This window comes from [Clostridium] citroniae WAL-17108, from assembly GCF_000233455.1.
In the GTDB taxonomy this organism is placed as follows: Bacteria; Bacillota; Clostridia; order Lachnospirales; family Lachnospiraceae; genus Enterocloster; species Enterocloster citroniae.
On record NZ_JH376424.1, the window covers coordinates 117,502 to 143,093 of the forward strand.

18 protein-coding genes are annotated in these 25,592 nt (G+C 51.2%); 17 read left to right on the forward strand and 1 reads right to left on the reverse strand.

Annotation, left to right across the window (positions count from 1 at the left end):
• The 10 genes from HMPREF9469_RS17720 to HMPREF9469_RS17765 all read left to right on the forward strand — a co-directional run bounded on the left by HMPREF9469_RS17720 (window position 1) and on the right by HMPREF9469_RS17765 (window position 14,350).
• Complete coding sequence (locus HMPREF9469_RS17720) at window positions 1-366, forward strand: Hpt domain-containing protein (protein WP_007864448.1); 366 nt, start codon at window positions 1-3, stop codon at window positions 364-366.
• Entirely contained in the window at window positions 366-4,646 is a 4,281-nt protein-coding gene (locus HMPREF9469_RS17725; protein ID WP_007864449.1) for a PAS domain-containing protein, read from the forward strand. Before HMPREF9469_RS17720 ends, HMPREF9469_RS17725 begins: the two co-directional genes overlap by 1 nt.
• Before the next feature lie 107 nt (window positions 4,647-4,753).
• Window positions 4,754-6,358 (forward strand): phosphoenolpyruvate carboxykinase (ATP), encoded by a 1,605-nt coding sequence (pckA, locus tag HMPREF9469_RS17730; RefSeq protein WP_007864450.1) that lies wholly within the window; start codon window positions 4,754-4,756, stop codon window positions 6,356-6,358.
• Between the two features lie 416 nt (window positions 6,359-6,774).
• A complete protein-coding gene (locus HMPREF9469_RS17735; protein WP_007864454.1) occupies window positions 6,775-8,466 on the forward strand; it encodes an ABC transporter substrate-binding protein in 1,692 nt (563 codons plus the stop codon).
• Window positions 8,467-8,490: 24 nt separating this feature from the next.
• Complete coding sequence (locus HMPREF9469_RS17740) at window positions 8,491-9,450, forward strand: ABC transporter permease (protein WP_007864461.1); 960 nt, start codon at window positions 8,491-8,493, stop codon at window positions 9,448-9,450.
• Window positions 9,447-10,310: an ABC transporter permease gene (locus tag HMPREF9469_RS17745; protein WP_007864462.1), complete on the forward strand. Its 864-nt coding sequence runs from the start codon at window positions 9,447-9,449 to the stop codon at window positions 10,308-10,310. The genes HMPREF9469_RS17740 and HMPREF9469_RS17745 overlap by 4 nt, the downstream gene beginning before the upstream one ends.
• Before the next feature lie 17 nt (window positions 10,311-10,327).
• The gene (locus HMPREF9469_RS17750; RefSeq protein WP_007864463.1) at window positions 10,328-11,308 is read left to right on the forward strand and encodes an ABC transporter ATP-binding protein; all 981 of its coding nucleotides are present in this window, start codon (window positions 10,328-10,330) and stop codon (window positions 11,306-11,308) included.
• Window positions 11,309-11,311: 3 nt separating this feature from the next.
• On the forward strand, window positions 11,312-12,268 hold the full coding sequence (locus tag HMPREF9469_RS17755; protein WP_007864464.1) for an ABC transporter ATP-binding protein: 957 nt from the start codon (window positions 11,312-11,314) through the stop codon (window positions 12,266-12,268).
• 29 nt (window positions 12,269-12,297) lie between these two features.
• The gene (locus HMPREF9469_RS17760) at window positions 12,298-13,560 is read left to right on the forward strand and encodes an alpha/beta fold hydrolase (RefSeq protein WP_007864467.1); all 1,263 of its coding nucleotides are present in this window, start codon (window positions 12,298-12,300) and stop codon (window positions 13,558-13,560) included.
• A 46-nt stretch (window positions 13,561-13,606) separates the two neighbouring features.
• Window positions 13,607-14,350 (forward strand): SDR family NAD(P)-dependent oxidoreductase, encoded by a 744-nt coding sequence (locus tag HMPREF9469_RS17765; protein ID WP_007864470.1) that lies wholly within the window; start codon window positions 13,607-13,609, stop codon window positions 14,348-14,350.
• 36 nt (window positions 14,351-14,386) lie between these two features.
• Here HMPREF9469_RS17765 and HMPREF9469_RS17770 read toward each other — a convergent pair whose 3' ends face one another.
• A complete protein-coding gene (locus HMPREF9469_RS17770; protein ID WP_007864473.1) occupies window positions 14,387-15,262 on the reverse strand; it encodes a LysR family transcriptional regulator in 876 nt (291 codons plus the stop codon).
• Between the two features lie 123 nt (window positions 15,263-15,385).
• Between HMPREF9469_RS17770 and HMPREF9469_RS17775 the strand changes: the two genes are divergently transcribed.
• The 7 genes from HMPREF9469_RS17775 to HMPREF9469_RS17800 all read left to right on the forward strand — a co-directional run bounded on the left by HMPREF9469_RS17775 (window position 15,386) and on the right by HMPREF9469_RS17800 (window position 25,581).
• Complete coding sequence (locus HMPREF9469_RS17775) at window positions 15,386-16,426, forward strand: amidohydrolase family protein (protein ID WP_007864476.1); 1,041 nt, start codon at window positions 15,386-15,388, stop codon at window positions 16,424-16,426.
• A gap of 267 nt (window positions 16,427-16,693) precedes the next feature.
• Window positions 16,694-19,276 (forward strand): hybrid sensor histidine kinase/response regulator, encoded by a 2,583-nt coding sequence (locus tag HMPREF9469_RS17780; protein ID WP_007864479.1) that lies wholly within the window; start codon window positions 16,694-16,696, stop codon window positions 19,274-19,276.
• Window positions 19,273-20,877 carry an ABC transporter substrate-binding protein gene (locus HMPREF9469_RS17785; protein ID WP_007864481.1) on the forward strand — a complete coding sequence of 535 codons (1,605 nt, stop codon included), beginning with the start codon at window positions 19,273-19,275 and terminating at the stop codon, window positions 20,875-20,877. The genes HMPREF9469_RS17780 and HMPREF9469_RS17785 overlap by 4 nt, the downstream gene beginning before the upstream one ends.
• A 35-nt stretch (window positions 20,878-20,912) precedes the next feature.
• Window positions 20,913-21,086 carry a TetR/AcrR family transcriptional regulator gene (locus HMPREF9469_RS33835; RefSeq protein ID WP_227161368.1) on the forward strand — a complete coding sequence of 58 codons (174 nt, stop codon included), beginning with the start codon at window positions 20,913-20,915 and terminating at the stop codon, window positions 21,084-21,086.
• 669 nt (window positions 21,087-21,755) lie between these two features.
• Entirely contained in the window at window positions 21,756-23,624 is a 1,869-nt protein-coding gene (locus HMPREF9469_RS17790) for a TIGR03960 family B12-binding radical SAM protein (RefSeq protein ID WP_040416753.1), read from the forward strand.
• A 5-nt stretch (window positions 23,625-23,629) separates the two neighbouring features.
• Window positions 23,630-24,376: a TIGR03936 family radical SAM-associated protein gene (locus tag HMPREF9469_RS17795; RefSeq protein WP_007864487.1), complete on the forward strand. Its 747-nt coding sequence runs from the start codon at window positions 23,630-23,632 to the stop codon at window positions 24,374-24,376.
• Window positions 24,376-25,581 carry a ribonuclease E/G gene (locus tag HMPREF9469_RS17800; protein ID WP_007864489.1) on the forward strand — a complete coding sequence of 402 codons (1,206 nt, stop codon included), beginning with the start codon at window positions 24,376-24,378 and terminating at the stop codon, window positions 25,579-25,581. The genes HMPREF9469_RS17795 and HMPREF9469_RS17800 overlap by 1 nt, the downstream gene beginning before the upstream one ends.
• Window positions 25,582-25,592: the final 11 nt, after the last annotated feature.

The following is a 25,592-nucleotide window of genomic DNA, read 5'->3' on the forward strand; positions in this document are numbered from 1 at the left end:
ATGGGGGGATTCAGGGAAATGTTTGAGGCCTACGGGGCGGATTACCACTCCACCATGGCAAGGTTTATGGGAAATGAGGCCATGTATATAAAGTTCCTGGACATGCTGTTTAAGGATGATAACCTTGAGAAGCTGGGGGAAGCCCTTGAGAAGCAGGACTATGAGGAGGCTTTTTCCGCTGCCCATACGCTGAAAGGGGTTGTGGGAAACATGGGGCTGACACCTCTTTTTCACGCGGTCTGCGCTGTTGTGGAGCCTCTGCGTGCGGGAACAGCGTCTGTGGATTATGGGGCACTGTATCAGATCGTTCAAACAGAGTTTTTTCGGGTGGACGAGCTTAGGGCAAGATTAAAAGAAGGGCGGTAATGACAATGGAGGGCACCTCTTTTTGTGAAGGCTATATGGGAACTGCGTTTGACAGCTTTCCCTGCGGTCTTTGTATCTGTCAGATCAAGGAGGGGCAGATACTGCCCGGATACTGCAACCCTGCTTTTTATGAGATCCTGGGCTGCTCCGGCAAAAAACGTCCGGATTCGGGACGGATGCTGGACTGGGACAGGGTCCATCCTGAGGATGCCGGCCTCCTGAAGGAAAAGCTGGCCAAGCTGATCCAAAGCAAAGGCAGGTTTACCCATACTTTCCGTCTGTTCCATCACAGGGAAAATGATTACCAGTGGATCCGGCTGGAGGGTTCCGCAAAACAGAAGGACAGCGGGGAACTTATGCTCTACGGGGTGTTAAACGATGTGAGCAGCCAGGTGAGGATGGAAAAGGAACTGGCCGGCGCCAAGGCGAAGATGGAGGATATCATCAACGCGATTCCTGGCGGTGTAGCTATTTACCGGGTGTCGGATATCTTTGATACGGTCTATTTTTCAGATGGTGTTCCGGCACTAACCGGTTATACGGTGGAAGAATACCAGGGAATGATCAGGCAGGATGCGGCTGAGATGACCTATAAAGAGGATACGGCCATGGTGGTATCCAGGGCTTTGCAGGTGGTCCAAAGCAAAGGCGTGGATGAATTTGAGTTCCGCAAACAGCATCGGGACGGGCATATTGTATGGGTGCGGGTACAGATCAAATGGATCGGCGAAGACCAGGGATGCCCTTTGCTGCACTGCGTGTTCCACAACATTTCCGACCTTAAAAACACACAGATGGAAATGAACCATCTGATCAACTCCATTCCCGGAGGCATTGCCATATTCCGGAAAGAAAAGGATGTCTATGAAGCATCCTTTCTTTCCGATGGGGTCATTGCCCTGGCCGGCTATACACGGGATGAGTATGAAACCCTGATCCGGAGAGATGCCCTGGATGTTGTCTATGAGGCGGACCAGAAGAGGGTCCGAAACGCTGTGGATCACACGATCAGTAACGGCATGGTGCTGGATGTGTTTTACCGCATCCTCCACAAGGACGGGCGGCTGGTCTGGATCCATATGAGCGGAAGGCGTATGGGACCGTTGGATGAAGACCCAAGGATCTATCTTGTGATCACGGGTATGTCCGCGGAGACACGGCTGTTCCAGACAATTGCCAATGAGATGGCGGATTCCATCTATGTGATCGACAGGGAGAATTATGATCTTCTGTATGTGAATGAAAATGAAGTCCTTTTTACGGATTCAAAAAACTGTGTGGGCCAGAAATGTTATGCGGCCCTTCATGGAAAGGCCAGTCCCTGCAGGTTCTGCACCTTAGGATCAGATATGGAGGACGGCCGGGAACACGAGATGCGGGTGGAGGGCTCAGACCGCTTTTACGTGACCCGTTTTAAGGAGAGCGACTGGAATGGGATCCCGGCGTATATAAAGTATGTGCGGGATGTGACCCAGGAGGTGAAAACACGCAGGGAGAAGGAGCGGCTGGAAGAGTATTTCCAGACCGTGATCAAGAACCTGCCCGGCGGGATTGCCGTTGTAAGGTGTGAGAAGGACGGCAAAATGATTCCTGAATATATGTCGGACGGATTTGCCGCTCTGACCTGTATGTCTCTGGAGCAGGCCTGGGCGCTCTACAGCCAGGATGCCCTGTCGGGTGTCCATCCCGATGACAGGGAACAGGTGGGTGACGATATAGCAGGGTTTATTAAACAGGGTGAAAGCAACTTTGAGATGGTATACCGTCTCCTGCGGGGGGACGGCACCTATGTCTGGGTCAAAAACACACTCAGCATGCTCCGCAGTGAGGGCGGTGAAAACCGGTTCTATGCGGTTTACCATGATGTGACAAAGGAGCGTGAAGAGCAGGAGCAGCTGCGCACGCAGTTTAAGGAACGGCTGATGCAGCATTACGGGACCACGGATCCCAATGCACTGGTCATGGGCCACTGCAATATTACCCGTAACAGGATCATTGAGATCAGTGACCATACGGACTCCCATCTTCTGGAATCCTTCGGATATGACCGTGAGACCTTCTTCACCGGCCTTGCCGGTCTGGTGGAAGATGAAGCAGACCGCCGTCTCTTTCTGGATACTTATCTGAATGCGCCCGCCATGAAAGCCTTCCAGGAGAATGATACGGAGAAGATACTCCGGTGTTTTATCAGGCTGCCCAATGAAACCACCGGCCGGTACGTACAGTTTAAGGTGAATCTGGTAGATGCGCCTGACACGGGCGATGTGACGGGAATCCTGACAGTAACGGACATTACGGAACAGGTGATCAATGACAGGATCCTGCACCAGCTTTCCGTGACCAGCTACGATTTTGTCATAGACCTGGACCTGGAGCAGGACACCTATAAGGTTCTGACCTGTAATGAGAACTCCAGCTGTCTTCCGAGCCGGTCAGGATGCCATTCAGGGCATCTCAGCTATATGCTGGGGCAGGTGATCGTGCCCAAGGACAGGGAACAGTTTTTTAATTCCCTGGATCCGGGTGAGATCCGCAGGCGCCTGGAAAAAGATGGGCCGTATACATTTTCATATTCCATCATGGATGAGAAACGGGATATCCGTACCAAGAATATGACAGTATCGGAGATAGACCTTCGCCTGGGCAGAGTCTGCCTTGTGCGCACGGATATAACGGATTCGGTGCGGGAGCAGCAGGGATTCCTGAACATTATGGCATACACCTTTGAACTGGTGGGGATCATCGATGTGTACACCGGCCGACTGACCATGCATACACGCCAGACCGTGTTGGAGAACCTTCCGCCTTTTAAAATTGACGATTACGACAAGGCGACAGAGAAATTTGTAAGGCAGTATGATCCTGGTGAGGATAGGGATCATGCATTGAACCAGTTTAACCTGGAATATATTCTGCAGACGCTCGCATTAAAACCGGGTGGGTATGATTTTGTGTTTCCATACCATGGGGAGGACGGGATCCGCTATAAGCAGATCAATGTGCTGTGGGGGGATGAGAACCACCGCACCGTGTGCCTTGTCAGGGCGGATGTGACGGATATGCTGGCAGAGGAGCGCAGAAGGAAGAACGCCCTTGAGGAGGCTCTGTCCGTTGCCAGGGAGGCAAGCCAGGCTAAAAGTGATTTCCTCTCCACCATGAGCCACGATATCCGTACCCCTATGAATGCCATCATGGGCATGACGATGCTGGCCAAGGCCCATCTGGATGAGCGGGAGAGGGTGGAGGACTGCCTTCAGAAAATATCAGTCTCATCCAGCCATCTTTTGAGCCTGATCAACGACATCCTTGACATGAGCAAGATCGAGCAGTCTAAGATCAGCCTGAACCATATGAAGATATCCATGTCCGGTCTGCTGGAAAAGCTGTCCGCCATCATGGAACCTCAGGCAAAGGCGGCGGGACTTACATTTACCATCCAAAGTAGGGGGATTGAGCACGCTTATTATTACGGTGACAGCTTGCGTATGAACCAGATACTCATAAACCTTCTCAGCAATGCGGTCAAGTTTACTCCGGAAGGGGGTAGGGTGGATTTCCTGGCAGAGGAAGTAACACCGGTCAGGCCCCAGGGGTATGCCCGCTACCGTTTTACGGTGTCGGACACGGGGATCGGTATGAAGGAAGAGTTTTTATCCCATATTTTTGAACCCTTTACACGCAATACGGCGAGGGTGGAAGGTACAGGACTGGGACTTAGCATTACCAAGGGACTGGTAGATCTCATGGGAGGGGATATTTCCGTTGAGAGCAAGGTCCATATGGGCACTACATTCAGGGTTGAACTGGAATGTGAGTATGGGGACGGGGATGAAGCCGGCACGGAATCCTCAGGAGCGGGCCATGATGTGGCTGCACCGGACCAGATATTTGCAGGCCGCAGGTTCCTGATCGCTGAAGACAATGATATCAATGCCGAGATACTTTGCGAACTGCTTAAGATGCAGGGGGCGCATTCGGATGTGACGGAGAACGGGGCTTTGGCATTAAATGCCTTCATGGACGCGGCCCCTGGCACCTATGACGCTGTCCTGATGGACATACGTATGCCCAAGATGAACGGATATGAGGCCGCCCAGGCCATCCGCAGGATGAAACGGGAGGACGCCGGGCAGATACCCATTATTGCCATGACAGCCAATGCATTTTCCGAGGATGTGCAGGAATCGCTGGATGCGGGGATGAATGCGCATATCGCGAAACCCATTGACATGGAGATACTAAAAACAGTCCTCAGCCGTGCGTTAAAGGGGATTGTATAAATATCCGAACATTATCTTCGATTTTACTCTTTTAAATATTGACTTTTAATTAACAAAATGAGATAATGAGAAGGATTTCGATAAAATGAAAGAGAGGATAATGAAAGATGGCAAATGTTGATTTGAGTCAGTATGGAATTACCGGAACTACAGAAATTGTTTACAATCCTTCTTTTGAAATGTTGTTTGAAGAAGAGACAAAACCCGAACTGGAGGGCTATGAGAAGGGACAGGTAAGTGAACTCGGTGCCGTTAACGTTATGACCGGTATTTACACAGGACGTTCACCTAAGGACAAGTTCATTGTCATGGACGAGAATTCCAAGGACACCGTATGGTGGACATCTGATGAATATAAGAATGATAACCATCCGGCCAGCCAGGAAGCCTGGGATACGGTAAAAAAGATCGCTCTGGAAGAACTTTCCAACAAAAGACTGTTTGTTGTAGACGCATTCTGCGGAGCAAACAAGGACACCCGTATGGCAATCCGTTTTATTGTTGAGGTTGCATGGCAGGCTCATTTCGTTAAGAATATGTTTATCCAGCCAACCGCTGAGGAGCTGGAGAACTTTAAGCCGGATTTCGTTGTTTACAATGCTTCCAAGGCAAAAGTAGAGAACTACAAGGAGCTGGGCCTGAATTCAGAGACAGCCGCCATGTTCAATATCACCAGCCGCGAGCAGGTTATTGTCAACACATGGTACGGCGGTGAGATGAAGAAGGGCATGTTCTCCATGATGAACTACTTCCTGCCGTTAAAGGGCATTGCTTCCATGCACTGTTCTGCCAATACCGACTTAAACGGCGAGAATACCGCTATTTTCTTCGGACTTTCCGGAACAGGCAAGACCACTCTTTCAACAGATCCCAAGCGTCTTCTCATCGGAGATGATGAGCACGGCTGGGATGACAACGGCGTGTTTAACTTTGAGGGCGGATGCTATGCCAAGGTTATCAATCTTGACAAAGATTCTGAGCCCGATATCTACAATGCGATCAAGCGCAATGCTCTTTTAGAGAACGTTACCCTTGATGCTGACGGAAAGATCGACTTTGATGATAAGAGCGTGACAGAGAACACACGTGTATCTTACCCGATCGACCATATTGAGAAGATCGTACGTCCGGTTTCCGCTGCTCCTGCTGCAAAGGATGTTATCTTCCTGTCAGCAGATGCATTCGGCGTGCTTCCTCCAGTATCCATCCTGACACCGGAGCAGACACAGTATTACTTCCTGTCCGGCTTTACAGCAAAGCTTGCCGGTACAGAGCGTGGGATCACAGAGCCGACTCCTACCTTCTCAGCTTGTTTCGGACAGGCATTCCTGGAACTGCATCCAACCAAGTATGCAGAGGAGCTTGTTAAGAGAATGGAGAAGAGCGGCGCAAAGGCATACCTTGTGAACACCGGCTGGAACGGCACCGGAAAGCGTATCTCCATCCGCGACACCCGCGGCATCATTGATGCGATCCTGGACGGCTCCATTGCCAAGGCACCTACAAAGCAGCTTCCATACTTTAATTTTGAGATTCCTACCGAGCTTCCAGGCGTAGATCCTGCAATCCTTGATCCACGCGATACCTACAGCGAAGTTTCCCAGTGGGAGACCAAGGCTCAGGATCTGGCACAGCGTTTTGTGAAGAACTTTGCTAAGTACGAGGGCAATGCAGCAGGAAAAGCATTAGTATCCGCAGGTCCTCAGTTATAATCAGTTATAAATTTCAGCTATCATATTGACATTAGACTCTTTGTCGACAGTTGGGGCAGGATTTGAGAAAATCCTGCCCCTATTTGTATGATGAGAGCCTTTTTTATAATTTTCACAATCCTGTATTGACCTGTGTTCCGGGGGGGGGGGGAGCGCATTATTGTAGCCATCTATTATAAGACCAACAATATCTATTCCCTTTTTCCCGCAAAGGGATATCTGATAAAAACAGACACTATGCCCCCTTCCCGGAGGCCTATAGCAGGGCCTTGGGAAACAACGGGTATCAAGGCCCGGACCTTGCTCAAGAACATACTAATTGCACAAACTGCATAAATCACTTCCAAAATCGGTTTGTTCATTATTGACAAATATACTAAAATAAAATCACACAAATTGATTGGGAGGTACAAGAAATGCAGAAAAGATGGGGCAGAAATTTGTTAAAGCGTGTAATGGCAGTGACATTGGCGGCATCCATGGCAGTTTCTCTGGCAGCCTGTGGCGGCGGGGGAGCCGCGGCGAAGACGTCAGAGGCGGGAAGTGCTCCGGAAGATAACAAGGAGCAGGCGGCCGCGGCTTCGTCCGAAGCCCCCACGGCGGAAGCGGGGCGGAGGACAACGGCTGACTCGGACGGGCGCTACGAAAAGGTGACGGTTGCGCTTTCCAGTGATCCTCAGGACCTTGCGCCGTATACATGGGCCGGGGATCACAGCAAACAGTATATTTACTACAATATTTACGAGGCGCTCTTTGATTTCAGGGGAGGCGAGTATGTTCCGATCATGGCAAAGGAGTATGAGAACGTGGATGAGACTCACACCAGGGTGACGCTGTATGACAACATCTACGATGCAGCCGGCAACCAGATCAAGGCCCAGGACGTGGTTTTTTCCGTTGGGCTGATCGTGGATTCGGGAAATGCAGTAAAATATGATATCTTTGACAGTGTAAAGGCAGTCAATGACTATACTGTGGAGTATACATGGACAGGTCCTGTTAAGCAGGTGGGAGCTTTGGAGTGGCCGTGGTGCCGCACCATGATCGTTTCGCAGAAATCCTACGAGGAGATCGGAGGCTTTGCGGACAAGCCTGTCGGCACTGGTCCGTACACGGTCAGCGAGTATGTATCCGGTTCCCATCTGACCCTGGTGGCCAATGACAAATACTGGCAGTCTGAAGAACTTAGAGACGCGAACCACAAGGCAAATGTACAGACCATTGAGTATGATATTATTGCCGAGGCGTCCCAGCATGTCATTGCTCTCAGTACGGACCAGATCCAGTATTCACAGGCAGTTCCTGCAGAGAACCTGGCCGACTTTGCAGAGGGAGGGCAGTATGCGGACCGTTACGGTGTGTTTGTAACCCAGGGATCTGAGATGTACGTACTGATTCCCAACTGTACGGAAGGCGGTCTTATGAGCGATGTCAACCTGAGAAAGGCCATTTTCTATGCACTGGACAACAATGCGATCGCGGCAGCTACCGGCACATGTATTGCGGCCAAGGCGTTCGGAACCCCGTTCTTTGACGATTACGATCCGGCATGGGAGAACACGGAGACATACATGAATACATATGACCTGGAGAAGGCCAAGGAATATCTGGGCAAGTCCGGCTATAACGGGGAAACCATCTCCCTGGAAGGATTTAACCGGGAAGACTTAAAGAGCATCATGACCATGATCCAGGCCCTGCTTTTACAGGCCGGAATCAATGTGGAGATCAATTCCAAGGAAAGCGCGCTGGTGCAGTCCGATGTGAATAATCCAAAAGCCTGGGATCTGCTGCTGTGGAATCCCGGCGGCGGCACACAGGTGGGAGAGTGGAACCGGCCCATCAATTACAATGAGTTCGGAACCGGTTTCAATATGGCATTTTTACATGATGATACACTGCAGGAGCTGTTTGAGACAGCCAACACGGCAGAGGGACACAACAAGGAAAACATGGCCAAGGTCCATGATTACATTGTGGAGAACGCGTATTATCATGCGCTGTGCATGCCGAAGATGAACGCGGTGTACAGCAAAGAGTTTGCAAACCTGGTGTACCGCGAGAGTGAATTCCTTCTTCCGGGAGCATGCGACTATTATTTGGATTAACCTGTAAAAATCGGAGTGAATCATATGGGAAAATATATATTAAAGAGACTGCTCTGGATGATCGTAATTGTGCTTGGAACGGCATTTATCATATTTACTATCCTGTATTTTACCCCCGGCGACCCTGCTGTTGTGATCGCCGGAGGAAATGCCTCCGCGTCCGATATCGCTCTCATGCGGACAAAGATGGGGATCGACCGGCCGTATCCGGCACAGCTGGGAAGCTATTTCTACAATACATTTATCCGGATGGATTTCGGGAATTCCTGGGTTTACGACAAACCTGTTTACCAGGAAATGCTGGTGCGCCTGCCGCGTACCATCCTGATCGGCGTCAGCGCCATGGTGCTGAACCTGGGACTGGGCCTGTATCTTGGGATCTTTGCGGCGACCCACGAGGGCAGATGGCAGGATTCCCTGACCATGGCCATTGCCATGATTTTCATCTCCTGCCCGGATTTCTGGGTGGCTCTGATGATGATCCTTCTGTTCTCGGCAAAGCTGGGCTGGCTTCCCTCCTACGGAATCGGAGGCCCCCAGTATTATGTAATGCCTATCATATGCAGCGCCCTGGGCGGCATCGCGGTCAATGCGCGCCAGACCAGGGCCAGTATGCTGGGGGTATTCCGCGAGGATTACATTACCACGGCAAGGGCCAAGGGCCAGCATGAGAAAATGGTCGTTTTAAAGCACATGCTTCCCAATGCGCTGATGCCCATCATCACATCCATCGGCGCCGGGTTTGCAAGAATCGTGGCCGGGTCCGCTGTGATAGAAAGCGTGTTTTCCGTTCCCGGCGTGGGACTTTATATGCTGAATGCGATCAACATGCGGGATTATCCGGTAGTCAGGGCCTGCGTACTGTTCTTTGCGGTCTTCACAGCCCTGGTTATGCTGGCGGTGGACCTGATTTATGCACTCATTGACCCGAGAATCAAGGCTCAGTATTCGGGCGTGAAAAAGAGAAAGGCGGTCAAGGCATGAAAATGAATCAAACAGGCGAATCATCACTTTTTGCAGAGACATTTACAAGAATCTGGAAAAATAAGGGTTCCAGGGTGGGAATGGTCCTGCTGGCCCTCATTGTCCTGTCATGTGCAGCCGCATCCATGATCGCGCCTTACGGCGTAAATGAAATGGATCTGGCGGGTATGTTTGGGACGCCGTCCCTTAAGCATATATTCGGGACAGACGCAATGGGACGCGACCTGTTCAGCCGCCTTCTCTACGGGGGAAGGTATTCCCTGGCCCTGGGAATCTGCGCCGCAGTGTTCAGCGCGGTGCTGGGATGCCTGATCGGCTGTATCGCCGGATATTTCGGCGGCAGGACGGAGACTCTGATCATGCGTTTTCTGGACATCTGGTCCAGCCTTCCGAGTATGCTGTTGTGCATCCTCATTTCAGCTGTGCTGGGCGCGGGATTCTTCCATACGGTGCTGGCCCTGGCCATTGGAAATGTGCCCATTGACGTGCGCCTGATCCGGGGGCAGATTCTCTCGGAGCGCTCCAAGGATTACCTGGAGGCGGCCCAGTCCATCAACTGTTCCCATCTAAGCATTATGTTCCGCCACATCCTGCCAAACGTGGTATCCCCGGTGATCGTGGACGCCACCATGAATATCGGCATGAACATCACCATGGCGGCGGCCCTGTCCTACATCGGCCTGGGAGTCCAGCCGCCCACGCCGGAATGGGGCGCCATGCTGGCGGATGCCAGAACCCATATACTGAATTACCCGCATTTGATCATGTTCCCCGGAATTGTCATTGCGCTGACCGTGCTGGCTATCAATCTGATCGGTGACGGACTGCGCGATGCCATGGACCCGAAGCTTCGCAGTTGAAAGGAGTGTTTAAGAAAATGGATGAAACTACACAGAAATTTCTTTCGGTGCGGGACCTGGAGGTGATCTACACATCCGGCAGGAAGACGGTCCATGCGGTTAACGGCATTTCCTTTGATATGGATAAGGGGGAGACGCTGGCCCTGGTGGGTGAGACGGGAGCCGGCAAGACGACCATTGCCAAGGCGATCCTTGGAATCCTGCCCAATCCGCCGGCCAGGCTGAAGCAGGGGCGGATTATTCTGGAAGGCGAGGACCTGCTCAAAAAGCCGGCGGAGGAAATGCTGAAAATCCGCGGCGGGAAGATCGCCATGATCTTCCAGGACCCCATGACGGCTCTCAACCCCATTATGACGGTGGGGGAGCAGATCGTGGAGGGACTGCTGCTGCACAACGACTATACCAGGAGGGAAGCGGAGGAGGAGGCCGGGAAAATGCTGGAGCTGGTGGGGATTCCGGAGGAGCGGTTTGCCGAATACCCCTTTGAGTTCTCCGGCGGTATGAAACAGCGTGTGGTGATTGCCATGGCTCTGGCCTGCAGCCCGGACCTGCTGCTTGCGGATGAACCGACCACGGCCCTGGACGTGACCATCCAGGCCCAGGTGCTGGACCTCATCAAGGACTTAAAGGTTAAATACAACACCTCCATGCTGCTGATCACCCATGACCTGGGCGTGGTGGCCGAGACCAGCGACCGGGTGGCCGTGATCTATGCAGGGGAGATACTGGAATACGGCAGCAGGGAAGACATTTTCCTGCATCCGTCCCACCCGTACACCGTTGGCCTGTTTCACTCCCTGCCCGGCATGAACAGCCAGGCCAGGCGGCTAAAGCCCATTACCGGTTCGCCGCCTGACCCCACCGACCTGCCGGAGGGCTGTGCGTTTGCACCGCGCTGTCCCCATGCAAAGGGCGGATGCAGCAAGGGGAAAATCGAATTCAGAGAAATTGCACCCGGCCATTTTTGCAGATGCGGTCTCAAACAAAAGGAGGATTAGTATATGCCGTCCCTGATCGAAGTGAAACATTTGAAAAAATACTTCAAAGTGCCTGCGGGAATCAATCACGCGGTGGATGACGTGTCATTTTCAATTGAAAAAGGAGAGACCCTGGGCGTGGTGGGAGAATCGGGGTGTGGGAAATCCACCCTTGGACGCACCCTCATCCGTCTGCAGGAGGCCACGGAAGGTGAGATTCTGTTAAACGGAACGGACATCACCCATGTCCGGGGAGGGGAACTGAGAACGGTACGGGAACAGATGCAGATCGTGTTCCAGGACCCGTATTCAAGCCTGAACCCGCGGATGCGGATCGAATCCACCATCATGGAGCCGCTGAAACGCTCGGGAAGGTTCCGTTCCAGGTCGGAGCTGCGGGATGAGGCCAGCCGCCTGATGGACCTGGTGGGGGTGGATGAGCGCCTGCGCCGTTCCTATCCCCATGAGCTGGACGGAGGACGCCGCCAGAGGGTGGGAATCGCCCGGGCCCTGGCGCTGAATCCCGAATTTATCGTCTGTGACGAGCCGGTCAGCGCCCTGGACGTATCCATCCAGGCACAGGTGCTGAACCTGCTGATGGACCTTCAGGAGAAAAGCGGCGCTGCCTATATGTTTGTCACACACGACCTGTCCGTGGTACGCCATATTTCGGACAATATCTGCGTGATGTACCTGGGACAGCTGGTGGAGAAGGCGCCCAGCGCTGAATTGTTTGCACATACCCTGCATCCATATACAAAAGCGTTGCTGTCCGCCATTCCGTCCACCGATATCCTGCATCCCATGAAGCGGCTTCCGCTAAAGGGGGAGATCACCTCGCCCATTAACCCCAAGCCGGGCTGCCGGTTCTATTCCAGATGCCCCTATGCGGCCGAGGCGTGCAGACAGCCCCAGGAACTGACCGAGGTATCGGGCCGCCATTTTGTGTCCTGCTGCCGCGTGTCGGAGATCAATGGGTAAAGAGAAAAGAAGTAAAGAGAGGAATTATTATGTCGGATAATTATAAAATCGCATTTGTACCGCTTCCGGACCGGGTGCCGGGCCTGCTCTATGAGCCGGATCTTCTGGGCAGGAAAAGCAAGATCGGTATCGTGCTGATGCACTCGGATGAGAGCTATCTGGGATTTCTGCCCGCGCCGGAGCTGGCAAAGAGGGGATACCGTGTTCTGACCGCGGTGGTTGCGGATGACAAATCCACGCTGGACGACAAGATGCTGGACGTAAAGCGGGCGGTGGATTTCCTGAAGTCGTATCCGGGTATTGAGAAGGTGCTGCTGCTGGGACACAGCGGGGGCGCTACCCTGATGAGCGCTTACCAGTGCGTGGCGGAGAATGGGGCAAAGGTCTTTCAGGGACCGGAAAAGCTGATTCCCTGCGGCCTGGCTGAGGAGCTGACCGCGGCGGACGGCGTCATGTTCCTGGATTCCAATTTTGGAAACGGAGCAATGACACTGTTCAGCCTGGATCCTGCAATCGAGGAAGAATTCAATGGAACCAGGCGCAATCCAAAGCTGGATCTTTTTAACATGGATCATGGGTTTCACCCGGACGGTTCCAATTACAGCGAGACATTCAAGCGGGAATTCTACCGCGCCCAGGGCGCCAGGGGCAACCGGCTGATCGGCCATGCGCTGCTCCGTCTTAAGGAGATCGGGGAGGGCCGGGGAAACTATCTGGATGATGAACCCATGGTGATTCCGGGGGCCAACCAGATTGCGCCCAATAACAAGCTGTTTCCCCAGGATTTGAGTCTGCTGTCCCACACAAAGAAGGAATGGCCTCTGCTGCACGGGGACGGAAGTATCACCCTTCAGGTGGTGCCAAGCGTCCGGGTATCGCGTCCCGGACAGCAGAATACGGGTTCCCTGCGAAGCGGAGCCGTTATGACCACGGTGAAAACATTTCTCCGGTCCCAGGCGGTCAGGACCACAGAGGAATTCCATGTGGGTGAGGACGGAGTGTACGGAGTTGACTGGGATTCGTCCTACTGCTGCCCTCCGGGCAATGTGACGGGAATCCATGTTCCCATGCTTGCCGTGGGCATGACCGGCAGCTATGAATACCTTGCATCCGAGGTGATCTATGAGCGGGCCGGGAGCACGGATAAGACCCTGGGCTTTATGGAAGGCGCCGGGCATAACTTTACGCCGGCTTACGAGGCGGAGAGCTATCCGGGACAGTTCGGCGATACGGTGAAGGTGCTGTTTGATTTTGTGGACTCGTGGATTGACCAGAACGGGCGGTTTATCTAAAGCATTATTAAATATGCTTCGGAACGCCGGACAGATGGAGAGGAATATGTATACATTAAAAGGACGTACGGCAGTGATTGCCGGGGCCACGGGCCATGTGGGGGCCGGGGCCGTGCACATGCTGACAGAGGCAGGAATGAACGTGGTTATGGTGACCCACAACATGGAGGATGCCAGGCGGCTGATCGCCGAGGTAGAACATCATCCGGGAACCTGTATTGCCCTGAGCAATGAAAATGGGGACGGAGCGGTCTACGGGGAGGTGTGCCAAAGATTCGGTTCCGTGGATGTGATTATCCCCAACCAGGGCGCGCCGGCCCGCTTAAAAGGGCTTTCCGATATCACGGAGCAGGAGCTGGACCAGAAGCTTCACCACCAGATTACAGGCAGCTTTACCATGGTGCAGAAAGCACTCCCCTATCTGGCAAAGAGCCGGGCGGGCCGCATCATCCTGATGGCTGGCATCAGCGCGGAGAACGGGATGCAGGAGGAAGGGCTGCCCGACTGTGCGGCCAGAGGCGGAGTGATTTCCATGACGCGGTATCTCGCCCAGGCCCTGGCCGGGCAGGGGATTACGGTCAACTGTATTGCGAAGGGCGGCATGGAAAACGACCACCCCGTGGAGTGGGAGGATGAGCTGGACAATAAAACGCTGATTCCAAGGATTCCCGCAGGGCGCAACGGAACGCCCCGGGACTTTGGAGCGGCCGTGTGTTATCTGGCCAGCGAGGAGGCCGGGTTTATGACCGGGCAGGTGCTGCGGTTAAACGGCGGGATGTATATGGGGTGAAAGGCCAAAAGGATTCAATGGAAAAGAGCCTGCACATCACAGGCTCTCAAAAATTTTAACCAGCTGCTGCTGGGGAGCGGTCAGCTTTTTGCCGGGCAGGTAGGCCAGGCTGATGGTGGTGGTAATGGCAGGCAGGATGTCCACCACTGCAATCTCCGAATGGTTGGCGGACATGACGGGCCGTTTGGTGAGAAGGCCCACGCCCATGCCCTTGCTGACCAGGCCGATGATGTTGTCCACCCGGTTGCTGGTAAATGCTATGTGGGGTTCAAATCCCGCGCTGCGGCACTCGCGGACACAGAGGGAATACATGAAAGTGTCCCGGCCCAGGAGCAGGAAAGAGTCGCGGTAAAGCTGCTTTAATTCAATGTGGTCCTTTACTGCCAGGGGATGGCCGGCCGGCATCAGGGCCGCCAGCGTATCCTGGGTGATGGGGATTTTGCAAAACGCGCTGGAAGCATCATCGGATTCACGGATCACTGCAAAATCAATCTCCTCATCGCGCAGCATCTGGATCAGCTTCAGGGAATCCGCTTCCTGGATATCCAGCATAAAATTCCGGTTCTCCTGCTGGAACCGCGCCAGGATATCCGTGATCTGGTACTGGGCCATCACAGGTATGGCTCCGATCCGGATCGTGCCGCGTTCCCGGTTCAGTTCATTGCAGAATGTGGTGGTATATTCCTTCTGAAGCTGAGAGATCTGCCGGGCATAGGGCATGAACAGATTCCCGTATTTATTAAGCTCAATGTGTCTGGTGGAGCGGTCAAACAGGAGGACGCCCAGGTCGGCTTCCAGCTTCTGGATATGCCTGGTAAGGGATGACTGCGTAAGAAAAAGCTTATCGGCGGCTTCCATATAATTGCCGGTATCGGCCAGAACAACAAATTCGTGAATGTAATCAATATCCATTAATATTCTCCCCTGATGTAATAATACCTTCCAGAAGTATTATAAGGTTTTCTGCGGGAAACCGCAAGTACTCCCGGCGGAACACGCTCTAAAACTAAGTATGAAGAAAAAGAGGTATCGGACATGGTAATAGATGCAAACGTATATTGGTTCCCGGAGCAGGTTTTCAAAGATGACAAACTGCTTTCCCTGTTCCTGGCGGACATTCCCCGGGCTTACGGGACCGCGGGCCGGGTTCTTGACAGGGACAAAAGAAAAGAGATTGTCATCGAACGCCCGGCAGGCTGTCCCGGAGTGAATTATGCAGAGGGAGATTATGAGCTGGAAAAGCAGCTGCATGACATGGACCTGGCGGGAATCGACAAAGGGGTTATGAAGGTGCCATGCTGCCATGAATGGCTGGGACTTTCTATGGCAAAGCTTTTTAACGATGGGATGGCGGATTATGCCCGCCGCAGCAACGGACGCCTCATTCCGCTGGCAGTCATACCTCCGTTCGGCGGGCAGGCGGCTTTTGCGGAGCTGGAACGCTGCCACAGAGAGCTGGGGATGAGGGGGGTACAGATGAGCGCCCACTACGGGAACCTGTATCTGGATGACGAGGCGTTTGCCCCTCTGTTTGAAAAGCTGGAAGAGTACCGGATGACCGTCTACGTGCACCACACCCCGGTGCCGGTGGACCATGGTTCCCTGCTCGCCTACAACAACCTGCGCAGGTCCTATGGACGCTGTGTGGATCAGATGACGGCTGTGTGCAGGGAAATGATGAGCGGCATGTTTGAGCGCTATCCCCATGTCAGGATGGTACATTCCATGCTGGGCGGCGGCTTCTTTGCATTCAAGGAAATGATGGTTCCCACAAGGTCTGCGGGAGCGGACCAGGTCAAACGGTTTGACGATAACGGGGAGCAGCTGGCCCGGTATCTTTCCGAAAATATATTTTTCGAGACCAGCCACGCCCAGCCGTGGGGCAGGGAATCGCTGGAATGTGCGGTCCGGGTGCTGGGCTCCGATCATATCATCTACGGTTCCTCCTATCCCGTGCGGACGGAATGGCTGACAGAGGGAGCCGGTTTCGTGAGAGGGATGGATCTTTCAGGGGATGATAAGGAAAATATTCTATGGAGAAATGCATCGCGCTTGTATGGGATTGAGGTTTCTTAGAGCGTGTTTATGGGATAGGGAATGGATAGGCGGCAGTGCTGCAGGAGCGGAAAAGTCCGGTTTTGCGGTGCTGTTGTTTTTTGTGTGAAAAGAGATGCCGGATATGCTTGCCGACTGCCTGAACGTTTTCCCTATGAAAAAATGATGCAGGAATCTTTTATTCTCTTGTTTGCCGGTCCATCTAATGATAAAATGTTTTTTAGGTGATAAATTGTCATTCCATAAAGATGAATAGCGGTCCCGGAAAGCCCAGAGAGGAGAAAGCGTATGAAAACCAAACGAGGAAAGGACAGATTCATTGCGCTTGCTCTCAGCAATATTGCAATCGCTGTTTTTGTATTGATCCTTTGCGTGGGCTATTCCCAAAATGTACGAAGTGATAAAGAAAGGGCGGCTCGGGATGCGTTTACTGCTGCCGTGGAATCCACCGCCCAACTATCTTATGGGTATATGAGCAGCCTGCAGAATGAGTGTGACAGCTGGGCTGCCTACATAGAGAACCATGGGTATTCGGCGGAAGAAGCCGTTGAATATCTGAAGGAAGTTAATATAAATAGTGATGTTTCTGTACACATATTATATTATGATACATTGTCCGGTTTATCTACCGGTTCCGGAAACAATGGGAACAAGGTTGATTACTCCCAGGTGGCAGAGTCATTTACATACATACTTCCTTTAATGATAAACGGAACCAGGGGAGAGGGAACTGTCTACATATCCTCCGCGTATATTAATCCGGTGGATGGGATCAATAGTATTGGATTTTGCAGCTTGCTGACTGTCAGAGATGACAGAGGAGGAGATGCAAAAGCCATACTTGTAAAAACGATTCCTGTCAATGTGCTCCATTCCCAGTGGCTTTTCCCAGGTGCCTACCGCGAGGCGGAGGTTTCCCTGATAGACATAAATGGACGGTATATCATTCAGTCCGGTTCCATGAGCGGTGATACCTTCTGGACATTTATTAAACAAAACAATGGTCTTTCCTATGTGGATATAGGCCGATTCCAAAGCTCCTTCCAGAAAGAAGACAAGTGCCTGGTGGAACTGAAGGATCAGGCCGGTGAAGATGCGTATTATGTCAGCAGCCAGATAGAGAACACACTAAACTGCACGTTTGTAGGTTATATCCAGTCCAAAGCGCTGGTTGACATAGGGTTTGACTGGCATATGCTTTTTTATGTAACCATCGGCTTTCTCCTTCTCCTGCTGCTGGATGGAAGCCATATCATGTCCATTAACAGGCAGCTTAAAAAGAGCGTGGAGGAGACGCAGAATGCCAACATGGCAAAAACCAGGTTTCTCTCCTCCATGTCCCATGATATCCGTACGCCGATGAATGCCATCATTGGGATGACCGCGATTGCAAGAAAAAATATTGATGATCCCCCGCAGGTACTGGGATGCCTTGAAAAGATCACGTTGGCCAGCAACCATTTACTTACTCTGGTCAATGACGTGTTGGATATTTCAATCGTTGAATCAGGAAAAATGACCCTCCACCCGGTGGTGTTTTCCCTTGCTGAATCGGGTACAAATCTTGTGAACATCGTAAGGCCCCAGATCAAGGAAAAGGGATTGATGTTTGAGGTCCGCCTGCACCATATAACATATGAATACCTGTATGCGGATGAACTTCGGATCAACCAGATATTCATCAACCTTTTGTCCAACGCGGTAAAGTATACAGATCCAGGGGGAAAAGTCGTCTTAACACTTGCGCAGACACGTTTGCCTGAAGACAGCGGCAAAGTGATCCTGACCTATACGGTTCAGGATACCGGGATCGGCATGACCCGGGAATTTATGAGTGATATGTACCGGAACTTTACCCGCGCGGTGGATACCCGTATTGATAAGGTACAGGGTTCCGGCCTCGGACTTGCCATTACCAAGCAGCTGACTGATCTTATGGGCGGCACCATTGACTGTGAAAGTGAGATTGGAAAAGGAACTAAATTCACTGTCACTCTGACACTTCCAATTGCTGAAACCACCACGGATGATTTAGTATTGCCGCCCCTTAAGCTGCTGCTTGTGGATGATGATGAAGTGTTCCTTGAAACCGCGGAGGATACCCTGGTATCTATGGGGGTAACGGTTGATAAGGCAGACAATGGGCGGACGGCAGTTGAAATGGCCGCAGCAAGGCATGAAGCCGGCCAGGGATATAGGGTTGTGCTTGTTGACTTTAAGATGCCGGATATGGGCGGTATTGAGACTGCGGCAGCCATTCGGGCCAAGGTTGGAGATGAAGCTCTGATCATTATCATCAGTGCATATGAATGGACGGAGATAGAAGATGCAGCTAAGGCGGCAGGGGTTCATGCTTTTATCAATAAACCGATGTTTAAGTCTGTGATCTATGATAAAATGAACGAGTTCCTGCATTTTTCTAAGGTTGAAACCGCATCCGCGGATGAAGACGCAGGCGGACTGCAGGGGCTGAGGCTTCTGGTTGCAGAGGACAATGACTTAAACTGGGAGATTATAGAGGAAATGCTGAAATACTACGATATCAGTACCGTCAGGGCAGAGAATGGACAGATCTGTGTAGAACTTTTATGTGATGCCGAAGCAGATACGTATGACGCGGTTCTGATGGATATCCAGATGCCTGTTATGAACGGCCGTGATGCCTCCAGGGCCATTCGGGCTCTCCCTGATAAGGTAAAACGAAATATTCCCATCATTGCCATGACTGCGGATGCTTTTGCGGAGGATATACAGGCTTGTCTGGAAGCAGGAATGAATGGCCACGTTGCAAAGCCAATTGATATGAAAAAGCTTTTCGGAGAACTTAAAGACGCAGGGCTTGCCAATAAAAGGAGAGGTGAAGTCGGATGAAAAGAGGATTATCCGTTCTGATGGGGTCAGTGCTTGCTGCTTCCCTGGTTACTGTTTCTCTGCTTACTGTTTCTCTGCTTACTGTCTCCCTGCTTACCGGATGCCGGGAGAGCAGGGAGAAGGGCAGTGAGGACACGGATGTACTGTATCATTCTTATTATTCAGAACCATATGTGACATTAGATCCAAGTACGGAGCAGTCTAACGGTGTGAAAATACTTCACAATGTATATGAAACCCTGACCCGCTACAATGACCGGACCGATGAGGTTGAACCATTGCTTGCCACCAATTGGATATCCAATGAAGATGGCACCCAGTGGGTTTTCCGGCTGAGAGAGGATGTCACCTTTCATGATGGAGAAAAAATGAATGCAGAAGCAGTCAAAAAATCCATTGACAGGACCATTAATCTTGGCAAGGGGGCCGCTTACATCTGGAACAGCGTGGATTCCATTGAAGTAACCGGAGAGTACGAAGTAACATTCCATCTCAGCTACAGTGCGTCAATCCCTCTCATTGCGTCAGCAGGCTATGCTGCCTATATCATGAGCCCCAATGTTCTTGATAAAGATGTGGAATGGTTTAATGATGGGAATGACGGTGGAAGCGGTCCTTATACCATTTCCACAGCTTCGGCAAGGGCAGTCACTCTGGCAGCCTATGAAGGCTATCGCGGCGGCTGGAAGGACAACCAGTATCAATACGTTTATATACAGGAGGTTCCTGATTCCGGTACCCGCCGAGAACTGCTTGAAAAAGGTGAATCCCAGCTTGCCTCAGATTTTTCAATTGAAGATTTAAAGGCATTGGGGGAGGATGATAAGTTTTCCGTTCTCCATGCCAATACATTTACCAATGTGATCCTGATGTTAAACACAAAGAGCGCTCCCTGTAACAACAAAGATTTTCGGAAAGCATTGGCATATGCGTTTCCATATGAAGAAACAGTGGATGAGGTTTTGGCAGGATACGGCGCGCGGTCTCATGGTATGATTCCTGCCGGCCTTTGGGGACATAGCGATGATCTGATGCGCTATGATTGTGACCTGGAAAAGGCAGGAGAATACGTTAAAAGGTCCGGCCTCACAGATGTTACGGTGACGGTTTCTTACATGAGGAGCAATACGTCTTACAGTAAGATGCTGGAGATCTACAAGGATAATCTTGCACGCATAGGAGTGACGCTGAAGCTTCTTGGCATGGACTGGGATGCCCAGAGGGCGCTGGCAGGGAGCGCGGACCCGGATGACTGCCAGGATATCATGTTAATGCAGTGGTGGCCTGATTATGCGGATCCTGCCAGCTGGTTTTCAGCGCTGCTTGTAAATGCCAGGGATTCTGTTGGCTACAATTTCTGCTATTTGGATGACCGGATATTTGAGTCTGTGAATAAAGAAGCGGTGGAGCTGACAGCAACGGACAGGGATGCCGCGAAAAGGCTGTATATACAGATGCAGGAAACCATAATGGACGAATGCTATATGATCTTTGCATATGATATGATGCAGAATTATGTTATAAGCAATAGGATCAGCGGCGTTTATGAGAATCCGGCGTATCAGACTTGTGTGTATTACTATGATATTTCAAAGAACTAATAAAATATGGGTTTGAACGGGCCGGCATCCGGGAAATATGCAAGGACGCCCATGTGACCAATGGAGCCTTCTATCATCATTTTGATGATAAGGAGGCGTTGTTCGGCGCTTTGGCAGAACCAGTGGTGGCGGCTGTTTCCGAAATCTACTCTGAATCTGTAAAAAGGCATTTTGAAAAGGCAAGAACTGATGAGCTGAAGCAGAAATGATCTGGAGGAAGACGAATGGCAGGCAAACCGTTTTTGGGATTTAATCCCTATTTTTTCAAATAACGGTTAGCGAATACTAACCAAATGCATGAATTAAAAGTAACAGTTCGGGATGGCGGGAAAATAGCTGTAAATGCAGGCGTTAAGCATGCTTATAAGTCCGTTTTTGCACCAATCTTCACATCGGATATCCTGAACAGTTACAATCCCAGACCGGTCTGAGTGAAAAAGTCCGGGTTTAAACTTCTGATATGATTTCCCAACTGCAGACGCAGCGCTGGATCGGCCAAGTAACCAGCAACAATGTACTGGTTCCAAAGGACGAGGCAGAAATGATTTTCTGTGAAGCACTCAACGCATTTCTCACCGAAAGCCTTACGCAGGAATTGCTAAAAAAGGCGGCTTCTTAAAGAGGTTCTTAAAGAGCTTACGTGAAATGTATTGCTTAATACCGATTTATCATCTATAATTATGCATGGTGTTGAATTGTTTCGTTTTGTCCGAAAATTTAAAGTTGTCGTAAAAGGGACAAAAACCTCTTGAAAAGCCGGTGTTTTCAGCCGAAATGGGAGCATAAAAAGTGGAATTTTTAGTTTTTTTCAATGCCTGAAACAGAAAAAAACAAGCACAAGATTTTGTGCAATACTACCAAAATAAGGACGATATTTTATGAGAAAATTAGCGTTACCTGATGAAATATTACTAAGTATCCAGCAACCTGCCCGATACATTGGCGGGGAGGTAAACATGACAAATAAGGACGCATCCAAGGTGGACATCCGATTTGCCATGTGTTTTCCGGACGTCTACGAGATCGGAATGTCCCATCTGGGCATCCAGATCCTATACTCCATGTTTAACAAACGGGATGATATTTACTGTGAGCGTGTCTATTCGCCCTGGATGGATCTGGACCCTGTGCTCAGGGAAAAGCACATTCCGCTTTTTACCCTGGAGACCCAGGAGCCGGTGAAAAAATTTGATTTTCTGGGCATTACCCTGCAGTATGAGATGTGTTACACCAATGTGCTGCAAATACTGGACCTGTCCGGGATCCCTCTTCACGCATGTGACAGAACTGAGGAAGATCCCATTGTTGTGGGAGGAGGCCCCTGTGCTTATAATCCGGAACCGCTGGCGGACTTCTTCGATATCTTTTATATAGGAGAAGGCGAGACGGTCTATTTTGATCTGATGGACCGGTATAAGGAAAACAAAAAGGCCGGCGGCGGCAGACGCAGGTTCTTGGAGCTGGCGGCAGAGATACCCGGTATCTATGTGCCGGCATTTTATGATGTTACGTACAAAGAGGATGGGACCATTGAAAGCTTTCTTCCCAACAACAGCCATGCCATGCCCGTGATCACAAAGCAGGTGGTCAGGAACATGGATGACGTGGGATATATTGAAACACCCCTTGTTCCATTTATGAAGGTGACCCAGGACCGGGTGGTGCTGGAAATCCAGCGGGGATGTATCCGGGGCTGCCGTTTCTGCCAGGCCGGTGATGTGTACAGGCCCCTGAGGGAGCACAGCCTGGAATACCTGAAAAAGTATGCGCGGGACATGCTAAAGAGCACGGGTAATGATGAGATTTCCCTGAGTTCTTTAAGCTCCAGTGATTACAGCCAGCTGGAAGGGCTGGTGAATTTCCTTATTGATGAGTTCAAGGGCAAGGGGGTCAACATTTCCCTGCCGTCCCTGAGGATTGATGCATTTTCACTGGATGTTATGAGCAAGGTCCAGGATATTAAAAAGAGCAGCCTGACCTTTGCGCCGGAAGCCGGTTCCCAGCGCTTAAGGGATGTGATCAACAAGGGCCTGACAGAGGAAACCATCTTAAAAGGCGCAAAGGACGCCTTTGAGGCCGGATGGAACCGGGTGAAGCTGTACTTTATGCTGGGGCTTCCCACAGAAACCGTGGAGGACATGGAGGGGATCGCTCTTCTCTCAGAAAAAATAGCGGAAGAATACTATGAGATACCCAAGGATCAAAGAAACGGAAAGGTACAGATCGTGGCAAGCTCCTCCTTCTTTGTTCCAAAGCCCTTCACACCGTTCCAGTGGGCCAGGATGTGCACCAAAGAGGAGTTTATCCAGCGGGCCAATATTGTACGCGGCAAGTTCAGGGAAATGAGAAATTATAAGAGCCTGAAATATAACTGGCATGAGGCGGAGCTGACAGTTTTGGAAGGTGTGCTGGCCAGAGGCGACCGCCGTGTGGGCGCGGTGATCGAGGAGGCTTACAGGACCGGTGCGATCTATGATTCCTGGTCCGAGTATTTTAACAATGACATCTGGATGAAAGCGTTTGAGACCTGCAACGTGGATATTGGATTTTACACCACCAGGGAGCGCAGCCTGGAGGAGGTGTTCCCTTGGGATTTCATCAATGCGGGAGTGACCAAAGAGTTCCTGATCCGCGAGTGGAACACGGCTGTGAAGGAACAGGTAACGCCAAACTGCCGCCAAACATGTTCTGGCTGCGGTGCCAGGTATTTTGGCACCGGTGTGTGCTATGAAACGGTAAAGGAATAGAGTATATGAAAATTCGGATAAAATTCAAAAAATATGGAACCATGAAATTCATTGGTCATCTGGATGTGATGCGGTATTTCCAAAAAGCGATCCGCCGTTCAGATGTGGAAATCTGTTACAGCGGGGGATTCAGTCCTCACCAGATCATGTCTTTTGCAGCACCCCTGGGAGTTGGAATCACAAGCAATGGGGAGTATGTGGATATAGAAGTGTCCGGCACAGAGGATTCCAGGACCATGATCAACCGGCTGAACCAGGTGATGTCGGAAGGGTTTGAGATCATCAGCTTCAGGGAACTTCCGGACACGGCCGGCAATGCCATGTCCATAGTGGCTGCCGCCGATTACACCGTAGCCTTCAGGCCCGGATACGAGCCAAAGGATATGAGCGTGGAGGAGTGGTTTGGCGGACTGCTGGCTTTTTATGAGCAGCCGGAAGTGGTGGTAACGAAAAAGACCAAACGGGGACAGGCGGAACTGGATATCAAACCCCTGATCTATGACCTGAGACTGACCCGGGGAGAGGATGGGAACACGGCGCTGTTTATGAAGATCTCAACGGGCAGTTCATCTAACTTAAAGCCTGAACTGGTATTGGATGCGTATTACGGCCATCTCGGTCAGGAGCGGACCGCATTTGCTTTCCTGATACAGAGGGAAGAGGTCTATGCGGACCTTGGGGATACGGACCAAAAGGAAAAAGGAAACCACACATTTATACCGCTGGAAGAGCTGGGACAGGAAATATTGTAATGGATAAACTGATCGTAACACAGTGGAGGGGAAAGGTCTGTACGGCTGTTTCCTCAAAGAGCGGGATCACCCAGATCATGATGGAACCGGAGGATTCCTCCTCTTTGCTTAACAATATCTATATTGGAAAGGTCCAGAAGGTGGTGGGCAATATCAATGCCGCATTTGTGGACATCGGAGACGGCAGGACCGGTTATTACAGCCTGGATGAGAATAAGGAACATATCTTTGTCTCACAATCCACCGGAAAGCTGAAGGCCGGAGACGAGATCGCGGTCCAGGTGAGCCGGGATGCGGTGAAGACCAAAGCGCCTGTCCTTACAGGAAAGCTGGCATTTACCGGAAGGTACTGTGTCCTGACAGTTGGAAAAACAGGGGTTGGCTTTTCTGCCAAAATAGGGGATAATGGATATAAGGCCAGGATCAAGGCAGTGTTAAAAGAAGTGCTTTCCGGGGAAGAGGAGAGTTTTGGCGTTATTGTGCGGACCAATGGGGCCGGCGTGGCGGACGAAGTGCTCCTAAAGGAATATGAACACTTGAAAGGCCTGTATTGCAAACTGGCTGCCGAGGCGTCCTGCAGGACCTGTTACAGCTGTATCTACAGGGCAGTACCCGGATATATCAGCGCGATCAGGGATTCCTACAGCGGTACCCTGGATGGGATCATTACAGACATACCGGAATATCACAGAGAGCTGAAGGCGTATCTGGAGCAGTATCAGGCCGAGGATGCGGGGAAGCTGTCGTTTTATGAGGACAAGCTGCTGCCACTGACCAAGCTGTACAGCATTGACACTGCAGTGGAACGCGCCCTTGGCAAACATGTATGGCTGAAATCCGGGGGATATCTGGTGATCGAACCCACGGAAGCCATGGTGGTGATCGATGTCAACACGGGCAAATACGCGGGAAAGAAAAATATGCGGGAAACCATATGCAGGATCAATATGGAGGCGGCAGAGGAGATCGGCCGCCAGCTCAGGCTGAGAAATCTCTCAGGGATCATTCTCATTGATTTCATTGACATGGAACAGGAGGAGGACCGGGAGATGCTGATGCGCCATCTGGGAGAAGTGGTCTCAAAGGATCCGGTAAAGACAACCGTAGTGGATATGACCAGGCTGAATCTTGTAGAGGTTACCAGGAAAAAGGTGAGGAAACCGCTTTACGAGCAGGTCCTTCCGCCTTCTGACAAAACACAATAAAACGGATCGCG